This window comes from Bradyrhizobium sp. Rc2d (assembly GCF_900099855.1).
In the GTDB taxonomy this organism is placed as follows: Bacteria; Pseudomonadota; Alphaproteobacteria; order Rhizobiales; family Xanthobacteraceae; genus Bradyrhizobium.
In genome coordinates this window covers 15,150-35,667 of sequence record NZ_FNCU01000071.1, presented here as the reverse complement: position 1 = coordinate 35,667, position 20,518 = coordinate 15,150, and the positions used below count along the sequence as shown (strand labels likewise).

Annotated in this window: 14 protein-coding genes, 1 tRNA gene and 2 pseudogenes; 16 read left to right on the top strand and 1 reads right to left on the bottom strand. The window is 63.1% G+C overall.

Going from position 1 to position 20,518, the window contains the following annotated elements; genetic code table 11:
* Positions 1–247 (bottom strand): transposase (locus BLV07_RS42655; RefSeq protein WP_143035577.1); only part of this gene is annotated, 247 nt, incomplete at its 3' end.
* Between the two features lie 495 nt (positions 248–742).
* Here BLV07_RS42655 and BLV07_RS42650 point away from each other — a divergent pair.
* From BLV07_RS42650 to BLV07_RS42580, 16 genes and pseudogenes are all read left to right on the top strand, one after another.
* On the top strand, positions 743–2,476 hold the full coding sequence (locus BLV07_RS42650; RefSeq protein ID WP_176946126.1) for a putative bifunctional diguanylate cyclase/phosphodiesterase: 1,734 nt from the start codon (positions 743–745) through the stop codon (positions 2,474–2,476).
* A gap of 252 nt (positions 2,477–2,728) precedes the next feature.
* Entirely contained in the window at positions 2,729–4,165 is a 1,437-nt protein-coding gene (locus BLV07_RS42645; RefSeq protein WP_091898487.1) for a sigma-54 interaction domain-containing protein, read from the top strand.
* A gap of 196 nt (positions 4,166–4,361) precedes the next feature.
* Positions 4,362–5,672, top strand: a complete 1,311-nt coding sequence (locus tag BLV07_RS42640) for an MFS transporter (protein ID WP_244551414.1) — start codon at positions 4,362–4,364, stop codon at positions 5,670–5,672.
* A 107-nt stretch (positions 5,673–5,779) separates the two neighbouring features.
* On the top strand, positions 5,780–7,816 hold the full coding sequence (locus tag BLV07_RS42635) for an acyl CoA:acetate/3-ketoacid CoA transferase (RefSeq protein ID WP_091898483.1): 2,037 nt from the start codon (positions 5,780–5,782) through the stop codon (positions 7,814–7,816).
* Positions 7,817–7,923: 107 nt separating this feature from the next.
* A complete protein-coding gene (locus tag BLV07_RS42630; RefSeq protein ID WP_091898481.1) occupies positions 7,924–9,108 on the top strand; it encodes a substrate-binding domain-containing protein in 1,185 nt (394 codons plus the stop codon).
* Between the two features lie 192 nt (positions 9,109–9,300).
* Positions 9,301–10,077 (top strand): ABC transporter ATP-binding protein, encoded by a 777-nt coding sequence (locus BLV07_RS42625; RefSeq protein ID WP_091898479.1) that lies wholly within the window; start codon positions 9,301–9,303, stop codon positions 10,075–10,077.
* Positions 10,074–10,796 carry an ABC transporter ATP-binding protein gene (locus BLV07_RS42620; protein ID WP_091898477.1) on the top strand — a complete coding sequence of 241 codons (723 nt, stop codon included), beginning with the start codon at positions 10,074–10,076 and terminating at the stop codon, positions 10,794–10,796. The genes BLV07_RS42625 and BLV07_RS42620 overlap by 4 nt, the downstream gene beginning before the upstream one ends.
* Complete coding sequence (locus tag BLV07_RS42615; RefSeq protein ID WP_091898475.1) at positions 10,793–11,803, top strand: branched-chain amino acid ABC transporter permease; 1,011 nt, start codon at positions 10,793–10,795, stop codon at positions 11,801–11,803. The genes BLV07_RS42620 and BLV07_RS42615 overlap by 4 nt, the downstream gene beginning before the upstream one ends.
* Positions 11,800–12,885 (top strand): branched-chain amino acid ABC transporter permease, encoded by a 1,086-nt coding sequence (locus BLV07_RS42610; protein ID WP_176946125.1) that lies wholly within the window; start codon positions 11,800–11,802, stop codon positions 12,883–12,885. The genes BLV07_RS42615 and BLV07_RS42610 overlap by 4 nt, the downstream gene beginning before the upstream one ends.
* Before the next feature lie 169 nt (positions 12,886–13,054).
* Positions 13,055–16,144 carry a bifunctional diguanylate cyclase/phosphodiesterase gene (locus BLV07_RS42605; protein WP_176946124.1) on the top strand — a complete coding sequence of 1,030 codons (3,090 nt, stop codon included), beginning with the start codon at positions 13,055–13,057 and terminating at the stop codon, positions 16,142–16,144.
* A complete protein-coding gene (locus tag BLV07_RS42600; protein WP_091898471.1) occupies positions 16,144–17,199 on the top strand; it encodes a sensor domain-containing diguanylate cyclase in 1,056 nt (351 codons plus the stop codon). Before BLV07_RS42605 ends, BLV07_RS42600 begins: the two co-directional genes overlap by 1 nt.
* Positions 17,200–17,362: 163 nt before the next feature.
* A tRNA-Arg gene (locus tag BLV07_RS42595) sits at positions 17,363–17,439 on the top strand.
* 168 nt (positions 17,440–17,607) lie between these two features.
* Positions 17,608–18,039, top strand: a pseudogene (locus tag BLV07_RS50550) (AlbA family DNA-binding domain-containing protein); the annotation flags it as partial.
* Between the two features lie 8 nt (positions 18,040–18,047).
* Positions 18,048–18,287, top strand: a pseudogene (locus BLV07_RS50545) (DUF8451 domain-containing protein); the annotation flags it as partial.
* 54 nt (positions 18,288–18,341) lie between these two features.
* On the top strand, positions 18,342–19,463 hold the full coding sequence (locus BLV07_RS42585) for an ATP-binding protein (RefSeq protein ID WP_176946123.1): 1,122 nt from the start codon (positions 18,342–18,344) through the stop codon (positions 19,461–19,463).
* A 734-nt stretch (positions 19,464–20,197) separates the two neighbouring features.
* A complete protein-coding gene (locus tag BLV07_RS42580) occupies positions 20,198–20,518 on the top strand; it encodes a hypothetical protein (protein ID WP_091898465.1) in 321 nt (106 codons plus the stop codon).

Genomic DNA, 20,518 nt, shown 5'->3' with positions numbered 1-20,518 from the left:
AAAAATAGCCCTGCACCGTCGAGTATGGCGGGAACTCCTTGGGCAAGGCTCGCCATTGGCAGCCGCTCGACAAAATATAGAAAATCGCCTGCACGATCTCGCGCAAATCGACCTCGCGCGGCCGGCCCAATCGCCGCCGCGGCGGCATCTTCCGGGCGATCAGCGCCCACTCGGCATCGGTCAGGTCGCTTGCGTAACGCAGTCCACTGCGCTGATACTGGATACGAGCGGCTTTGGTCCACGGCATGGTGTCCTCCCTCGAATCTTTGCAAATCCGAAGGAATCACAAGCCCGCCAAAACCGCTCACCCTTTTTCGGTCGGGCTCTCAGGATGAGGCTAAGCGGCATCGCTGCCCGTTGAAACTTGCTGCCGCACACTCCGCCCTGAGGAGCCCGCCTCAAGCGGGCGTCTCGAAGGATGGCCGCAGGGAAGTCGCTTTCAAATGCGATTGCCCTGTCTCCCTACGGGAGAGGTGTCGACTACGGCTTGCACCGTTTCAACCCAAGCGCATCGCGCGATGAAGTTCGATACAAGCGAAAGAGAGCCGCGCGCTCCGCTCGCAGTTTGGCGGGGCTCATTGACCCTCTGTTAATGACGATCGACGTCGCGCGTCGGATCGTCGCAAGTTTCGTCCAAAACACCCCCGTATTTCTTCGGACCCCTTAACCAAACTTAAGAGGGAACCGCGCTAGATCGCGCCCATTGCAAAAGCGCGCTGAAACAACAAGATTCATGACTTCTATGAACGACAACGAATATTTTGGCGCGAGCGAAGCCGAGCTCGGATTTCTCAAAGAAATCGTTAGAATGCTGCCGGCCGGCCTCACCGTGCAGGACGCGCACGGCGAGCTTTTGCTGGTTAACGATGCCGCGGTTTCCCAGCTCGGCATGGACGGCAGCCGTCCCTCGCCCGATCTCGCGCCGCGTCGCGAAGCCTGCCGACAGGCGCTGAGCGCCGGCCAGGCAGTCGTCACCGAGGAAGCTCTTCACAACGGCGCCGCGCGCCAGGTGCTGCTCACGACCCATCGTCCCGTCCGCCTCGCCGGACGCCAGCTCCTGATCTCGGCATCCACCGACATCACCGAGCAGAAGAATTTCGAGGACCAGCTGTTCCGCTCGGCCTATTTCGACGAGCTGACCGGGCTGCCCTCGCGGCGCGTGATCGAGCATCGCGCCAACGGCCTGCTCGCACGCGATCGCGGCGAGCGTTTCGCGCTGGCCTTTCTCGACGTCGACAATTTCAAGCACATCAACGACTATTACGGCCACGCCGTCGGCGATGCGCTGCTGGTCGAGCTGTCAAAGCGGCTCGGACGCGACTTGCGCGATTCCGACATGCTCTCGCGCATCTCCGGCGACGAATTCCTGCTGCTGCTGTCGCCGATCCAGAGCCAGGAGGAAGTCGCCGAATTCATGCAATCGACGCTGCAACGGCTGACCGCGCCGTTCTTCATCGACCATTCGGAAATCTTCGCCTCCACCTCCGTCGGCATCAGCCTCTATCCCGATCACGGCAGCAGCTTCGAGACCCTGCGCCAGAACGCCGATATCGCGATGTACCGCATCAAGAACGACGGCAAGGGGTCGGCAGCCTTCTTCGACTCCAGCATGGAGCGCGAGGCGCTGGCGCGGATGAAGGTCGAGCAGTCGCTGCGGCTCGCGATCCTGGAAAAGCGTTTCTGCTGCGCGTTCCAATCCAAGGTCGACATCAGAACGCAAGCGGTGAAGGGTATCGAGGCCCTGGTGCGCCTGCGCGACGACGAAGGCGTGATCCAGGCGCCCGGCTCGTTCATCAACCTCGCCAGCGAGCTCGGGCTGATCGACGAGCTGACTCATCTCGTGCTGGCCGAGATCGTCAAGTCGATCGACCTGATCAACGAGACATTCGGCGCGGAAGCGACCATCAGCATCAACGTCGCCGCCAAGCAGGCCGGCAACCCCGAATTCATGCGCAGCTTCGCGCAGGCGCTGGACGATACCGGTTTTCCGCAGCGTTTCATGATCGAGCTGACGGAAGACGCCTTCGTCGCCAAGAATCATTTCCAGGACGAGATCCTGCCGATGTTCCGCAAGCTCGGCGTCGGCATCTCGATCGACGATTTCGGTACCGGCTATTCCTCGCTCTCGGCGCTCGCCGACATCACCGCCGACGAGATCAAGATCGACCGCTCCTTCATCACCGACATCCATAAGCGTCCGCGCAGCCAGGGCATTCTGCGCGCGATCGAATCCTTGAGCGAAGCGCTCGGCATGACCGTGATTGCCGAGGGCCTCGAATCCTACGAGGAGCTCGCCTATCTCCAGGCCGCGACCAAGATCCGCTACGCGCAGGGCTATTACTTCTCCCGGCCGATCTTCCTGGAGGAGCTGAAGTTCGCAACGACGGTGGCCAGCGAAGCGCGGGTCAACGTGGCAAGCCGCCCGATGCAGCAGAACCGCCAGGGCTATTCGCGAGCGAGCGGGTATCGGCGGTAGACGGCAACACCCTCAATGTCGTCCTGGCGAAAGCCAGGACCCATTACCCCGGGAAGGGGTTGTGGCGCGAGCTGGTAACCACGAATCTTCGCCAAGCCACCTTTTGGGGCAATGGGTCCTGGATCTGCACTCCGCTTCGCTGCGCTTGTCCAGGACGACGCCGGGGATGGACGACCCGGCAAGCAACCCAATTCCCGCTTTGAAATTACTGGCCTTTTGGTAATACACAGCCAGACTTCCCGCGAGGTACTCATGCCCGCCTCCTCCATCAGCGACCCCGCCTATCTTCGTGCGCGTGCGATGGAGACGCTGTTCGAGCGGCTGGAAAAGCTGTGCGAGGGCGCGATCGCGATCGATCGGGGCGGGCGGGTCGTCTACGTCAACGAAAAATATCTCACAGCGCTCGGCCTCAAGCGAACCTCTGAGGCGATCGGCCGTCCCATCGAGGAGATCATTCCGAACAGCCTGATGCGGAAGGTGGCCGAGACCGGCGAGCCGATCCTGCTCGACATCATGGAGCTCGGCGGCGAGCAACTGGTCGTCACCCGCATGCCGATCGAGGACGAGAACGGCAAGGTGATCGGCGCGATCGGCTTCGTGCTCTATGACCACCTCGAAAGCCTGAAACCCCTGCTCGCCCGCGTGGCCCAGCTCGAGAGCGATCTGCGGCTGGCACGGCGGCAATTGTCCAACGCCCGCGCGGCGCGGTTCACTTTCGCCGACTTCGTCGGCACGACGCCGGCCATCGCGCAAGCCAAGGAGCTGGCAAGCCGCGCCGCGCGGCAGAGCGTCACGGTGCTGCTTACCGGCGAGACCGGAACGGGCAAGGAGATGCTGGCGCAAGCGATTCACAACGCCTCGTCGCGTGCCGAGAAGCCGTTCGTCAGCGTCAATGTCGCGGCGATTCCCGACACGCTGATCGAGTCGGAATTCTTCGGCACCGCGCCGGGCGCCTATACCGGCGCCGACCGCAGGGGGCGCGAGGGCAAATTCCGCATTGCCGACGGCGGCACGCTGTTCCTCGACGAGATCGGGGAGATGCCGCTGCAATTGCAGGCCAAGCTGCTGCGCGTGCTGCAGGAGCGCGAGATCGAGCCGCTCGGCTCGGACAAGATCTCCAGGGTCGACGTGCGCGTGGTCGCCGCGACCAATGTGGATCTGCGCAAGCGCGTCAGCGACGGCACGTTCCGCCCCGATCTTTACTATCGCCTCAACGTGCTCTCGATCGACCTGCCGCCGCTGCGCCGGTGCCTGGATGATCTCCCTGATATCTGCACCCGGCTGCTCGAGGACATCAGCGCATCCGGCGACTATGTCAGCGCCCGGATCACGCCGAGCGCGCTCGCCGCACTGGCGCGCTACGACTGGCCGGGCAACGTGCGCGAGCTGCGCAACATCCTGGAGCGAGCGCTGATCCTCAGTGATTCCGGGCGGCTGACGGGCGAGGATTTCGTTCGCATCCTTCCCGTCGGTGCCGAGGTCAGGCTAGCTGCGCCCGAACGCCCGGCCGGAACGGTGGTGCCCTATGCCGAAGCCGAGGCCGAGTTCGAGAAGCACACGCTCGAACAGGCGCTCGCCGCCAGCAACGGCCAGATCTCCGAAGCCGCCAGGATGCTGCGGATCTCGCGCGCCACCTTCTACAAGAAGCTCGCCAAGTTCGGCCTTGCCGCGGGGCCGGCCTCCGTCTGAGTTTCGAGACACGGGACTGTCCGGAGTCTCGGATTCCGGACAGCGCAGCTTGCCGCTTTGTCCGGATGACTCCACTGAAATTGCTGGGGTTTCGCCCATTTGCACCAATTGACGCCATCTGGCGCGGACCTTGCTCTTCGCTCTTGCACAATGACGCGTGCTGCACACGCGCATTCGCAACCAGGGAGGACGCAAGATGAGTGAAGCGATCTCGGTCCATCAGCTTCAGGCGAAACAGCCCTCGCACGTCACCGTCGCCACCGCGAGCCTGATCGGCACGGCCATCGAGTGGTACGACTTCTTCCTCTACGGCACCGCCGCGGCGCTGATCTTCAACAAGCTGTTCTTTCCGACCTTCGATCCGATGATGGGAACGCTGCTGGCGTTCGCGACCTACGCGCTCGGCTTCATCGCGCGCCCGCTCGGCGGCGTCGTGTTCGGCCATTACGGCGACAAGATCGGCCGCAAGACCATGCTTTATCTGACGCTGCTGATTATGGGCGCCGCCACCGCGGCGATCGGCTTCCTGCCGACCTATGAGACCGCCGGCATCTGGGCTGCGGTCCTGCTCGTCACCTGCCGCCTGATCCAGGGCTTTGGCTTAGGGGGCGAATGGGGCGGCGCGGTGCTGATGGCGGTGGAGCATGCGCCCGTCGACAAGAAGGGCTTCTACGGCAGCTGGCCGCAACTCGGCGCACCGCTCGGCCTCGTCCTCGGCACGCTGGTGTTCTCGGTGGTGTCTTCGATGCTGACCGACGCGCAGCTCTATGCCTGGGGCTGGCGCATCCCGTTCTTGTTCTCGATCGCGCTGGTGCTGGTCGGCCTGTGGATCCGCTTCACCATCGCGGAATCGCCGGAGTTCCAGAAGGTCAAGGATACCAAGCAGGAAGTGAAGATGCCGATCGTCGACGCGATCCGGATGTATCCCAAGAACATCCTGCTCGCGATGGGCGCGCGCTTTGCCGAGAACGGCTTCTTCTACATCTACGCGACCTTCGTGCTCGCCTATGCCACGCAATCGCTCGGCATGAACAAGCAGGACATGCTCAACGGCGTCTTGATCGGCGCGGCGATCGAGACCTTCACCATTCCGGCCTTCGGCGCGCTCTCCGACCGCGTCGGACGGCGGCCGATCTACATCTTCGGCGCGGTGTTCTCGGCGCTGATGTCGTTCCCGCTGTTCATGCTGCTGGCGACCAAGAACCCGCAATATGCCTGGATCGCGATCGTGCTGGGCCTCGCCGTCGGCCACGCCGCGATGTACGGCCCGCAGGCAAGCTTCCTGTCGGAGCTGTTCGGCACCAAGGTGCGCTATAGCGGCGTCTCGCTCGGCTACAACCTCGCCTCGATCTTCGCCGGCGCGCTGTCGCCGCTGATCGCGACGGGATTGATGACGGCGTACGCGCCGGCGACCTGGCCGATCTCGCTTTACATGATCGCGCTGGCGCTCATCACCGTCGTGTCGGTCTACTTTGCCACCGAAACGCGCAAGATAGTTCAGGGCTGATTGTCCCATCAGGCCTTCCGGCGCGAGGAGCAGCCTGTTCCAGGGCGGCTTCTCGCGATAGGATCAGGCACCAACGGCATGCGGTCGAAACGATCGGGAGGAACGCCGTGAGCCAGCACCCAGCTCTGCCTTACCTGCGCAATTCCGAGAAGGGCAAGGTCGTCACCGCGGCCGAGGCGGTCATGCTGATCCGCGACGGCGATACGGTGGCGACCGGGGGCTTCGTCGGCATCGGCTTTGCCGAGGAGATCGCGATCGCACTGGAGGAGCTCTATCTCTCCAACGAGGGCGATGCGCCCTACACGCAGGGCAAGCCGCGCAATTTGACGCTGGTCTATGCCGCCGGCCAGGGCGACGGCAAGCAGCGCGGCCTCAATCATTTTGCGCATGAAGGCCTGGTCCGCCGCGTGATCGGCGGGCATTGGGGCCTTGCGCCGAAGCTGCAGCAGCTTGCGATCACGGGCCAGATCGAGGCCTATAACCTGCCGCAGGGCGTCATCACCCATCTATTCCGCGACATTGCGGCGCGCCGGCCCGGCCACATCACCCGCGTTGGCATGGGCACCTTCGTCGATCCCCGGCACGGCGGCGGCAAGCTGAATGCGCGCACCACCGAGGACATGGTGGAGCTGATCACGCTGCGCGGCGAGGAGTGCCTGCTCTACAGGACGTTTCCGATCAATGTCGGAATCATCCGCGCCACCACCGGCGATCCCGACGGCAACCTCACGATGGAGAAGGAGGCGCTGACGCTGGAGGCGCTGGCCATCGCCATGGCCGCGCATAATTCCGGCGGCATCGTCATTGCCCAGGTCGAGCGCGTCGCCGAGGCCGGCAGTCTCAATCCGCGCCAGGTCAAGATCCCCGGCATCCTCGTCGATTGCGTCGTCGTGGCGAGGCCGGAGAACCATTGGCAGACCTTCGGCACGCCATACAATCCGGCCTTCTCGAGCGAGATCCGCGTCCGCGCCGCCTCGCTGCCGGTGATGCCGGTCAGCGAGCGCAAGATCATCGCCCGGCGCGCCGCGCTCGAATTGAAGGCCAACAGCGTCGTCAATCTCGGCATCGGCATGCCCGAAGGGATCGCCTCGGTCGCCAACGAGGAGCGGATCATCGATCTGATCACGCTGACGGCGGAGCCGGGCGTGATCGGCGGCATCCCGGCGAGCGGCATCGATTTCGGCGCGGCGATCAACACGCAGGCGGTGATCGACCAGCCCTATCAGTTCGACTTCTACGACGGCGGCGGCTTGGATGCCGCCTTCCTCGGCCTCGCCCAGGTCGACCGCGCCGGCAACCTCAATGTCAGCAAGTTCGGGCCGAAACTCGCGGGTGCCGGCGGCTTCATCAATATCAGCCAGAATGCCAAGGAGGTCATCTTCGTCGGCACCTTCGGCGCGGGCAAGCAGCGCATCGCGGTGAATGACGGCAAGCTCGTCATCCTTGACGAGGCCAAATCGCGCAAGTTCGTCGATAGCGTCGAGCACGTCACCTTCAGCGGTCCGTTTGCCGCCGCGCGCAAGCAGCGCACGCTGTACGTCACCGAGCGCTGCGTGTTCGAGCTCAGGCCTGACGGCCTCGAGCTGACGGAAGTTGCGCCCGGCATCGACATCGAGCGCGACATCCTGCGCCTGATGGATTTCAAGCCGCTGACCCCGCGCGATCCCGCTCTGATGGACGGCCGCATCTTCCGCGACGATCTCATGGATCTGCGCGAGCGCCTGCTCACCATCCCGCTCGACCAGCGCTTCACGCTGGATGAGCAGCAGAACCTGTTCTTCGTCAATCTGGAGCGCTACCCGCTGCGCAGCAAGGCCGAGATCGACACCATCGCTTCCATCGTCGAGGCGAGGCTCGCCCCGCTCGGGCGCCGCGTCTACGCCATCGTCAATTATGACAATTTTTCCATCCTGCCGGAGCTGATGGACGATTATTCGGTCATGGTCCGCAGCCTGGTCGATCGCTTCTATTCCGGCGTGTCGCGCTACACCACGTCGGGCTTCCTGCGCATCAAGCTCGGCGAGGCCCTGGAGAAGCGCGGCGTTGCGCCGCATATCTTCGAGAGCGCGGACGAAGCGCAGTCCGATCGGCGGCAGGTCGAAGGAGCCGGCGCAGCTCACGCCATGCAGCAGGCCCAAAAATGATGCATGCTCGTATGCGCCAAATCCGCTTCGCCGGAAGGTTCAATTGCAATGTTCGTAGTGTTGTGCAAATCGCTGTTGCCAGAAGCTTTAAATCAGGAGGGACCATCGTGCGTCGATCACTCATCATAACAACAACCATCCTCGCGCTCGCCGCGGGCGCATCCGCACGGGCCGACGATCTCAAGATCGCGCTGATCTACGGCAAGACCGGTCCGCTCGAGGCCTATGCCAAGCAGACCGAGACCGGCCTGAAAATGGGCTTTGAATACGCCACCAAGGGCACCATGACTCTCGACGGCCGCAAGATCGTCGTCATCACCAAGGACGACCAGGGCAAGCCGGACCTTGCCAAGGCGGCGCTCGCGGAAGCCTATCAGGACGACAAGGCCGACATCGCGATCGGCACGACCTCGTCGGCCGCGGCGCTCGCCATTCTCCCCGTCGCCGAGGAGAACAAGAAGATCCTGATCGTCGAGCCCGCGGTCGCGGATCAGATTACCGGCGAGAAGTGGAATCGCTACATCTTCCGCACGGCGCGCAACTCCTCGCAGGACGCGATCTCCAACGCGGTCGCGATCGGCAAGCAGGGCGTCACCGTGGCGACGCTGGCACAGGACTACGCCTTCGGCCGTGACGGCGTCGCCGCCTTCAAGGAGGCGCTCGCCAAGACCGGCGCGACGCTCGCCGCCGAGGAATATGCTCCGACCAACACCACGGACTTCACCGCCGTCGGCCAGCGCCTGTTCGACGCGCTGAAGGACAAGCCGGGCCGCAAGGTGATCTGGGTGATCTGGGCCGGCGCCGGCAATCCGCTGGCCAAGCTCCAGGACATGGATCCGAAGCGCTATGGTATCGAGCTGTCTACCGGCGGCAACATCCTGCCGGCGCTCGCGGCCTATAAGGGCCTGCCCGGCATGGAAGGCGCGACGTACTATTTCTATGCGATCCCGAAGAACCCGGTGAACGACTGGCTGGTCGCCGAGCACCAGAAGCGCTTCAACGCGCCGCCGGACTTCTTCACCGCGGGCGGCTTTGCCGCCGCGATGTCCGTCGTCGCCGCCGTCACCAAGGCGAAGTCGACCGATACCGAGAAGCTGATCACGGCGATGGAAGGCCTGGAGTTCGACACGCCGAAGGGCAAGATGGTGTTCCGCAAAGAGGATCATCAGGCGCTGCAGAGCATGTATCACTTCAAGGTCAAGGTCGATCCGAACGTCGCCTGGGCTGTGCTCGAGCCGGTGCGCGAGCTGAAGATCGAGGACATGGACGTGCCGGTTCGCAACAAGCGGTGAGGATGTCTGTGTTGTCCGCGTAGCCCTCTTTCTTCACCTCTCCCGCTTGCGGGAGAGGCCGGGAGAGGGCTCTGTCCTCTTGGGGGTTCTCGATTGCGGAGACACCCTCTCCCCTACCCTCCCCCGCAAGCGGGGGAGGGAGCGCAGCGTGATCGCGGATATATCTCCGTTCCCATCATTCGCCGGACTCCAATGCCGCTGACCCTCGAAACCCGCGACCTCACCATCCGCTTTGGCGGCCATGTCGCGGTCAACAACGTCACCTGCACGTTCCGCCCGGGCGAGCTCACGGCCATCGTCGGGCCGAACGGCGCCGGCAAGACCACCTATTTCAATCTGATCTCGGGTCAGTTGCGTGCATCCAGCGGCAGCATCCTGTTCGACGGCACCGACATCACCGGGCAGTCCGCGCCGATGCGCACCCGCGCGGGCCTCGGGCGCGCGTTCCAGCTCACGAATCTTTTCCCGAACCTCACCGTGGAGGAGAACGTCCGCCTCGCGGTGCAAGCGGCGAACGGCACCCATTACGACATGCTGCGGCCCTGGATGGTCCGCCGCGACCTGATTGCCCGCGCAGACAACATCCTCGACCAGGTCGCGCTCGGCAGCCGGCGCGGCGTCGCCGCGACCGCGCTGTCGCATGGCGACCAGCGCAAGCTCGAAGTCGCGCTGATGATCGCGCTGGAGCCGAAGGTATTCATGTTCGACGAGCCGACCGCCGGCATGAGCATCGACGAGGTGCCTGTGGTCCTCAACCTGATCGCGCAGCTCAAGCAGGACCGGAGCAAGATCATCCTGCTCGTCGAGCACAAGATGGACGTGGTGCGCTCGCTCGCCGACCGCATCATCGTGCTGCATAACGGCCAGCTGGTTGCGGACGGCCCGCCTGCCGAAGTGATCGCCTCGCCAATCGTGCAGGAGGCCTATCTCGGCGTAGCGCCCAAGACGGCTGCAGGGAGTGCAGCATGACCGACCTTTTGAAACTCTCCGGCGTGCACACCCATATCGGCCGCTATCACATCCTTCAGGGCATCGATCTCGCAGTTGCGCAGGGGCAGACCACGATGCTGCTCGGCCGCAACGGCGCCGGCAAGACCACGACGCTGCGCACCATCATGGGCCTCTGGCAGGCCTCGCACGGCGAGATCAGCCTCGCCGGCGAACGCATCGAGCGCCGCGCCACGCCCGACATCGCGCGGCTCGGCGTCGGCTACGTGCCGGAGAGCATGGCGGTGTTCTCCGATCTCACGGTGAAGGAGAATTTGGTGCTGGCGGCGCGCGACGGGCCGCTGGACGATGCCCAGCTCGACTGGATTTTTGGCTTCTTCCCGGCGCTGCGCCGATTCTGGCTGTCGCGGGCGGGAAGCCTCTCGGGCGGGCAGAAGCAGATGTTGTCCATCGCGCGCGCCATCATCGAGCCGCGCAAGCTGCTTTTGATCGACGAGCCGACCAAGGGCCTCGCGCCCGCCATCGTGATGGCGCTGATCGAGTGCCTGAAGGAGATCAAGCGCAAGGGCGCGACCATCCTTCTGGTCGAGCAGAATTTCTTTGCCGCCCGCGAGCTCGGCGACAACGTGCTGGTGATGGACAACGGCACCATCGTCCATCGCGGCGAGATGGCGGCGCTGGCGGCCGACGTGCCGCTGCAAGAGCGACTGCTCGGCCTGAGCCTGGAGGCGCATCAGTGACTGAACTCGCCGCAAATGATCCGCTGCCGAAGCCGAAGCGCGACATCGCGCCGATCCTGCTGCCGGTCGCGCTCGCGCTTCTCATGATCCCGCTGATCGGCTCGACCAGCTCGTGGCTGACGCTGACCGCCGCGAGCCTCGCCATGGGCATGATGATCTTCATCATGGCATCCGGACTTACATTGGTGTTCGGCCTGATGGACGTGCTCAATTTCGGCCACGGCGCCTTCATCGCGGTCGGCGCCTATGTCGCGACCCTGGTGCTGGCGCCGTTTGCGGCCTCGATCCAGGCCGATTCGCTGTGGATCAACCTCGCGGTGCTGGCGCCGGCAGCGCTGCTGTCGATGGCCGTGTCTGGCGCGCTCGGCCTGATCGTCGAGCGCGTGCTGATCCTGCCCGTTTACGGCCAGCATCTGAAGCAGATCCTGATGACCACGGGCGGCCTGATCGTCGCTGAGCAGACGCTGTATGCGCTGTGGGGACCGCAGATCATCCCGATGCCCCTGCCCACCTCGCTGCGAGGGTCCTTCATCCTCGGCGACGTCGCAATTGCAAAGTACCGCGTGCTGGCGATGCTGATCGGCCTTGCCATCTTCATCGCGATCCAGCTCGTGCTTAATCGCAGCAAGCTTGGCCTGCTGATCCGCGCCGGCGTCGAGAACCGTGAGATGGTCGAGGCGCTCGGCTATCGCATCCGCCGCCTGTTCCTCGGCGTGTTCATGACGGGATCGGCGCTCGCGGGCCTCGGCGGCGTGATGTGGGCGCTCTATCGCGAGCAGGTCCACGCCTCCATGAGCGACGACCTCACCGTGCTGATCTTCATCGTCGTCATCATCGGCGGGCTCGGGTCGATCGGCGGCTGCTTCATCGGCGCCATTCTCGTGGCCATGGTTGCCAATTACGGCGGCTTCCTCGTGCCGAAGCTCGCTCTCGTCTCCAACATCCTGCTGATGGTCGCCATTCTGATGTGGCGGCCGCGCGGCCTCTATGCGGTGACCAGCCGATGATGATCCTCTCCGGTGACCCGCCGCGCAGCCGTGTCCTCACGCTCGTTCTCGTCCTCATCATCCTGGCGCTGGCGGCGACGCCGTTCCTGTTCCCGGGCGCCAAGGCGCTGAACGTCGCGGCCAAGATCTGCGTCTTCGCCGCCCTGGTCGCGTCCTACGACCTGTTGCTCGGCTATACCGGCTCGGTGTCGTTCGCCCACACCATGTTCTACGGCATCGGCAGCTACGCGATCGCGATCGCGCTGTACGGGATGGGCCCGAACTGGGCGGCGGTCGCAACCGGCATCGTCATCGGCCTGCCGCTCGCAGCTCTGCTCGCGCTCGCGATCGGGCTTTTCTCGCTGCGGGTCGCCGCGATCTTCTTTGCCATGATCACGCTCGCGGTCGCCTCCGCCTTCCAGGTGCTGGCCTCGCAGCTCTCCTGGCTGACCGGCGGCGAGGACGGGCGCAGTTTTCAGCTGCCCGAGCTACTCCGGCCCGGAACGGTGCTGGTCTCCAAAAGCCTGTTCGGCTTCGAGATCAACGGCCGCGTCCTCACCTTCTACCTGGTGTTCGGCATCTCCGCCCTGATGATCCTGGCTCTGCTGCGCGTGGTGAACTCGCCGTTCGGGCGCGTGCTTCAGGCGATCCGCGAGAATCGTTTCCGCGCCGAGGCGCTCGGCTTCCGCACCGTCTTCCATTTGACCTACGCCAACTGCCTCGCGGCGCTGGTCGCCGCGAGCGCCGGCATCCTGAATGCGCTGTGGTTGCGTTATGCCGGGCCCGACACCTCGCTCAGCTTCTCGATCATGCTGGATATCCTGCTGATGGTCGTGATCGGCGGCATGGGCACGATCTACGGCGCGATCATCGGAGCCACCATCTTCATCCTCGCCCAGAACTATTTGCAGTCGCTGATGGGCGTCGCGTCCACGGCGGCGTCGGAAGCCGGCCTGCCGCTGCTGCCGGGCCTGTTGCATCCCGACCGCTGGCTGCTGTGGCTCGGGCTGCTGTTCATCGCCAGCGTTTACTTCTTCCCGACCGGCGTGGTCGGACGGCTGCGCAAGGCCGGCGGCGACAAGAGCGCCGGCGCCTCGCATTAAGCGAAGATTAATGGTGCAGCGCGACGGTTCGCTGCATCTGGGTGCGATCTCGCAATGGGATTAATGCCCAGGTAACTGGCTTTCCTAAGGTTTAGGCCATTTGTGTGGTGTATTCCTGACTTTCCAGGGAGGGGGAATGCGCCACGTCTTGTCAGGGATCGCAGCCGGAATGTCCCTAGCCGCGAAGAACGGCTGGGAGGCGGCGCTTCGGCGTGGGCCGGTGCTGTGGCTGATCCTGTGCGGCGTGTTGCTGGTCGCGGGCATCTTCACCGTCACCGCCATGGCCATCGGCGAATTCCGCGAGCGGACCCTCGCCAACCGCGAGCGCGAGCTGGAAAACACGGTGCAGCTGATCGCGCGGCACTTCGATCAGCAATTTGAAGATTCCGACGTCGTCGCCGGCGATGTGATCACGCAGATGAACCTGCCGGAGATCACCTCGCCCACGATGTTTCGCGAGCGTATGTCCGGGCCTGCGGCGAACCAGATGCTGCGCAGCAAGATCAGCTCCGTCTCCTATCTCGGCGACATCGCGATCTACGACGCCGACGGCGAGCTGATCAACTGGTCGCGGGCCCAGCCGCTGCCCAAGATCAACGTCTCCTCGCGCGCTTATTTCCAGACGTTCAAATCCGATCCGACGGCCGAGCCGGTCATCCTGGAATCCGTCCGCAGCTTCATCATCGACAAATGGACCACGATCGTCGCGCGCCGGCTGAACGGCGCCGACGGAGCCTTCCTCGGCGCGATGGTGCGGCGAATCGATCCGGACAGCTACCAGCAGTACTTCGCATCCGTCGCGCTTGCCGAGGGCACGGCGATCTCGCTGTTCGATCGCGAAGGCAAGATGCTGGCGCGCTATCCGCATCTCGAAGAGATGATCGGACGAAGCTTCAAGAATGCGCCGCTGATGCAGAAGGTGCTGACCAAGGGCGGGCAGCACACGCTCCGCGTCAGGAGTCCGCTCGACGGCGAGGAGCGGCTCGGCTCGGCCGTGTCCCTGAATCATTTTCCCCTGGTCATCGTGGCGACCAATACCATGTCGGCTGCGCTCGCGGACTGGAGGCAGCAGACCGGCTTCATGGTCACGACGGCGACGCTCTCGGCAGCCGTGATCGCGCTGATCCTGTATCTGATCATCCGACAGATCCACCGGCAGAACCGCGAGGCCCAGGAGCGAATCGAATTGGAGCGGCAGAGGCTGGACACCGCCCTCAACAACATGTCGCAGGGGCTGATCCTGTACGATGCCGCCGGATACATCGTCATTTGCAACCGCCGCTACGCTGACATGTTCGGTCTCTCCCACGATGTCATCAAGCCCGGCTGTCACATCCGCGAGGCGATGTACCATCGCAAGGAGCGTGGCGCGTTCGACGGCAATGTCGAGGAATTTTGCGCCGACGTCATGCGGATCGTCGCCGAAGGCGCGGTCTCCACGAGAATTCATCAGCTGGCCAACGGCCGCGCCTTCCACGTCATCAACACCCCGCTCGCGCAGGGGGGCTGGGTCGCCACGATCGAGGACATCACCGAGCGCCGTAACCTGGAGCAGGAGCGCGACCGCAACCACACTTTCCTGCGCGAGATCATCGACCACATCCCCTCGCAGATCACGGTGAAGGACGCGCGCACGCGGCAGTATCTGCTGATCAACGGCGTCGCCGAGCAGCAATTCGGCCAGTCACGCGAGGACGTCGTCGGCAAGACCGCCTTCGACATCTTCCCGACGCCGTCAGCGACGGTGGTGACCGAGGACGACAACAAGGCACTGCAATCTGCCAAGGGGCTCTTCAAGGACGAACATCCGTGGCAGACCCAGGCCATGGGGCTGCGCTACATCACCTCGACCCGGATCGGCCTCCGCGACAAGGCCGGCGAGCCGCGCTATCTCATCCACGTCGTCGATGACGTCACCGAGCGACGGCGCGCCCACGAGAAGATCGCGCATCTGGCGCACTACGATGCGCTGACCGACCTGCCAAACCGGACCCTGTTCCGCGAGCAGATCGAACGCGAGCTGGCGAAGGTCGCCAGCGGCGGGCAGTTCGCGCTGCTTTACATCGACGTCGACGAATTCAAGGGCATCAACGATTCGCTCGGCCACCATGTCGGCGACGAGCTGTTGAAGGCGATCGCGGGCCGTCTGCGCGGCTGCCTCAAGCAGGGCGACCTGATCGCGCGGCTCGGCGGCGACGAATTCGCGGTCATCCAGACCGGGATCCAGTCCTCCGCCGACGTGGTGTCGTTCGTGACGCGGATCTACGAAGCGATCCGGCAGCCCTATCACTGTCTCGGTCATCAGCTCTCCACCGACGCGAGCATCGGGATCGCGCTGGCGCCGCAGGACGGCTCCGATCTCGATCAGCTCATCAAGAATGCCGACCTCGCGATGTATGGCGCCAAGGCCGAAGGGCGCCGCACCCACCGCTTCTTCGAGCCGGCGATGGACGCCTGCGCCAAGGCGCGCCTGGCCATGGAACAGGATCTGCGCCAAGCCCTGGTCAACGGCGGCTTCGAGATTCACTACCAGCCGCTGGTCGATCTGCGCTCGGGCGAGGTCTCCGGCTGCGAGGCGCTGCTGCGCTGGCGCCATCCCGAGCGCGGCATGGTGTCGCCTGCGGAGTTCATTCCGGTCGCCGAAGACACCGGCCTGATCAACGAGCTCGGCGACTGGGTGCTGCGCATGGCTTGCAACGAGGCCGCCACGTGGCCTCCGCATGTCCGCGTTGCGGTCAACGTCTCGCCGGTGCAGCTCAAATGCGACACGCTGGCCTTGCGGATCGCAGGCGCGCTCGCCGCCTCCGGGCTCGATCCGCGCCGGCTCGAGCTTGAGATCACCGAGGCCGTGCTGATCCGCGACGACGAGGCGGCGCTCGCGATCCTGCACCAGCTCCGCGCCATCGGCGTGCGGATCGCGCTCGACGATTTCGGCACCGGCTACTCATCGCTCAGCTATCTGAAGCGCTTCCCGTTCGACAAGATCAAGATCGACCGCTGCTTCGTCGCCGACATCGCGGAGACGAACGGCGCGCCTGTCATCGTGCAGGCCGTGGTCAACATCGCCGCCGCCAGCAGCATGACCACGGTCGCCGAGGGCGTCGAGACCGAGGCCCAGCGCGAGATGCTGCGCAACCTCGGCTGCACGGAGATGCAGGGTTATCTGTTCAGCGCGCCGAAGCCGGCCACCGAAGTGCGAAAGCTGTTCGGCACCGGCGATGGCTTGCCCGGAGTCTTGCCGGTGGCGGCGGTGGCGTGATGGCGAAGCCAAGGAAGACTCCGGCCAAGACCGTTGATGTCGCCGATTCCTATGCCGTGCGGCTGATGCAGCATCTGGTGGTGCCGACCTTCGTGATCGACCCGAAGCGCCGCGTCGTGATCTGGAACAGAGCCTGCGAGCGGCTGACCGGCGTCACCGCCTCGGAGGTGATCGGCACCAATAAGCACTGGCGGGCCTTCTACGAGACCAAGCGCCCCTGCCTCGCCGACCTCGTCGCGCTGGACCGCCCAGAGCAGCTTCCGGAGTACTATTCGGAATATGCCGCGCGCGGCCATAACGGCCTCGGCTTCAGCGCCGAGAACTGGTGCGTGATGCCGAAGCTCGGCAGCCAGCTCTATCTCGCCATCGACGCCGGCCCGATCCACGACGAGGCCGGCCAGCTGATCGCCGTGGTGGAGACGCTGCGCGACCTCACCAACCAGAAGCGCGCCGAGATGGCGCTGAAGGAGCTCGCCACCAAGGACGGGCTGACCGGCCTGTCGAACCGCCGCTCGTTCGATCAGATGCTGATGAGCGAATGGGCCCGCGCCCAGCGCACGCAGAAGCCGCTGGCGCTGTTGTTCGTCGACGTCGACCATTTCAAGCTGTTCAACGACCGGCACGGCCACCAGAGCGGTGACGAATGCCTGCGCGCGGTCGCCGCTGCCGTCAGCCGCCACGCCATGCGCCCGCTCGACCTCGCCAGCCGCTATGGCGGCGAGGAATTCGCGCTGATCCTGCCGGACATGGATTGCGATACCGCCTGCGCCGTCGCCGAGGAGATCCGCCGCGCTGTCATGGCCTTGCAGATCGCCCACGGCGCCATCGGCGCCGGCGACCACGTCACCCTCAGCGTCGGCGTCGCAAGCCACGTTCCCAGTGGTGCCGATGGCGGCCCCGACCGGCTGCTCGGCGCGGCCGACGAGGCGCTCTATGTGGCCAAACGGCTCGGCCGCAACCGCGTCATCTGCGCCGAACGGGTGCTGGCCGAGTTCGCCGCCCTCGGCCGGGAGGCCGCAGCGGTTCCGGCCCCTGTCCGGCGCAAATCGGCCTAGAGCCGTTTCCGTTTCGATGGAATCGGAACGGGGCTCTAGATTCTTGTTTTGACGCGTTTTCTTTACGCCAACCGGATCCACTTCGCTCGAAAACGCTTCTCGCGCGAGCCGGTCAGAACCGGTTGCCCGCCCCTCGCCAATCGGCTACATGAAGCCTCGACTAGCACCCGTAGCTCAGCTGGATAGAGCGTTGCCCTCCGAAGGCAAAGGTCACACGTTCGAATCGTGTCGGGTGCGCCAGTGATTTCAACGAGTTAACTGGATTTTAGCCGTCGGCGGGGCCGATTGGGTAAGCACGGGGTAAGCAGCGCATTCCGTTCGCGCCTCAATTGTATGCAGAACCGAAAGTGCGGCGGCTCAAGAGCTACTTGATTTCCCGCCAAGCGCTTTAGTTGGTGGGAAGAACGTGTGATCAGCAAAAAAGCAGCGGCCGAACTGATCGCGGAGCTGAACGAGACTGACGAGGCAGAAAGCCTCGAGGCAAAAAGTATAACCGAAGCTTCCGTCGGAAAATCTCTCTTCGAGACAATCTGTGCGATGTCCAATGAGCCTGGCTTGGAAGGCGGCACTATTCTGCTCGGCGTGGAGAAGGAGGAGCTTTCGCTATTCCCTATGTTCTCAGCCGTAGGGGTGAGGGACACCGACAAAGTCTGCTCTGATATTGCGTCGACGTGCGCGACAATATTCAACACCACCGTTCGAACAGACCTTCACGTCGAGCGGATCGGCAAGACGAACGTCATTAGAATCGACGTTCCGGAACTGCCTGCACATCAAAAACCCCTATATCTGGTTTCGAGAGGTCTACCCAAGGGAGCCTATCGCCGTATCGGACCGACCGATCAGAGATGCTCCGAAGAAGACATGCTCTCGTTCTTCAGGGGCAAGGAAAATGCATCCTACGACCGAACTGTCATCGCGCACCAACGTTCGATGATATCGACCCTCAAGCAATCGAAGCCTACCGAAAGTCACGACGCGACGCCAATCCAGCTGCCGACGAACTGGGTTGGAGTGACGAGGATCTGGTTCACGCGCTTGGCGGCCTACACCGATTGGACGGACAGCTCAGAGTCACAGTTGCGGGCCTCGTTACCTTTGGAAAGCCCGCGGCACTAAGGAGACTCTATCCATCTCACCGCGTGGATTATATCCGAGTACCGGGCAACACCTGGGTCAAGAACGTTAGTGCTCAGTTTGATGCTGTTGAGATGCGTGGCCCGCTAGTTACGCTCGCTAGCCGTGTCATTGCTACCATTCTAGACGACCTACCCCGCGCATTCAGATTTGACGACCAGGCAAATGGCCAGCGCAGCGAGCTACCCCTGCTGCCAGTTCGTGCCATACGAGAAGCCGTTGTCAATTGCCTCATTCACCGGAATTACCAATCAGCTCAACCGATCCAGATCGTGCGCTATGGGAATCGTATCGAGTTTAAAAATCCGGGCTACTCGCTCAAGTCGGTAGAGCGCTTTGATGATCCCGCATCCATAATGCGAAACCCTCACATTGCTGAAGTAATGCACGAAACGCGTTTCGCTGAAACCAAGGGTAGTGGCATCCGTCGCATGCGGCAACTGATGGAGGAATCTGGCCTCTCCTCCCCGACCTTCGAATCTGACCGAGATGCCGATAGCTTTTCGGCAGTATTCCTATTCCATCATTTCCTCAGCCCAACGGACTGGGAGTGGCTCTCAACATTTCGAGAATTTGAGCTAACGGACGATCAGAGGCGTGCGCTGATTTATGTCCGCGAGGTTGGCGCAATCGCGAACCAAACTTACCGAGAAATCAACCGCACGGACACGTTGGCAGCAAGCAAAAGCCTCCGAAAACTTCGGATGGCGAACCTGTTGGCAGACCGTGGCAGTGGATCTGGAAGATACTACGTCGCCGGACCTGAATTGATCAGCCGTTTGGCCTCGAACTCCCTAGCTAAGGACCGGGACTCCCTAGCTATCGATGCGAACTCCCTAGGTTCCCGAGAACAGATCAAGATTGAGGACCTGCCTGAGAGCCTCAAAGTGCGAGTGAAGCTCATTGCTTTGGGCCGAAGGGATGCGCCCGAGCACATGGCGACGACAATTATGGCATTGTGTGGTTGGAAACCGCTGTCTGCCTCCCAAATCGCAGGATTGCTCGATCGAAATCCCACCTATCTTGCAGCCAAGTATCTTTCTGGTTTGATCGATACGGGGAAGCTGGAATATCTCTACCCGGATCAACCTAACCACCCCAACCAAAAATACCTTCTCAAGGAATGATGCCGCGGGCGGATGCCAGAACTCCGCACCATCGAAATTCCATCTTGACGAAGAAGTTGCGCACCCAGGGAGCCGAGCTGGCAAGGAGGATGATCGAGCTCGGCTGGCTCAGCAAGGCAGGCGAGCTTTAACTGTCAACGCCCGAACCGCAGCGGCGCCACTCTAGGGCCGTCGCAGCCCCTCAACCTCTGGATAACGGCGGAGCTGTCTACTACCTTGCCCTCGCGGCTGCGGGGACGCACGCGGCATTCGGACCCTCAGCATCCGTACCGCAATTACCTGCGACATGGTGAGAAACCCCAACTATGCGAGCTGAACCGCCTCAGTCGGCGGTCTCTTCCGTTCTTCGTCACGCGGCGGTTTATCGCTTCGACAACAGCGAGGACGTCTCCAGCTTTGGAGCTGGCCTCGCGTGGACCGTGATGCTGGGCTCGGCTCTGCTTGGCGGTCTTTCAAAGTGGGGCACTCTCCAAATCGACTTAGGCTCACACTGGTGGGCCGCCGGCTTCAGAAGTGGCGGACGCCCCCCTAACTTGCCGTTCCTGAGCGGCCCCTTCGGTTGTCATTTTGTCGCATAACCCGTTAGGGTGATTGTAGGGAAAAGTAGCGCTGGTTATGTAATTCGCCCAGTACTCAAGATAGATGAAACGCGGAGGCGTCGTGTTCGGCCAACGGCCGGAGCGTGACGCAGCCCACTATTGATTGAAATAAAAGAAATAACGGGGAGTAACGCGATGCCAAGCTTAGAGGAAAGGGTGACTGCGCTTGAGACTGAAAACACTCTTCGGAAAGCGGAAATTGCAGGGTTGGAAGGCAGAGTTTCGGCACTCGAGCAAGCCGATTCCAGCCTAAGGATTGCTTTGGCGAATCTATCCTCGTTTGAGCCGGGCGATTGGCTCGGTTTCGATATACAGGATGGTAGCCATGACGAGGATAGCCGGCAGCACAAGGAAGTCCCCCAAGGCGCCTTTCTGACGGCGATCCAAACTTATATCGAAGATGGCCACATCAAAATGGTCTTTGGGTACAAGAAACTTCCCAAGATTAGTTTCTAA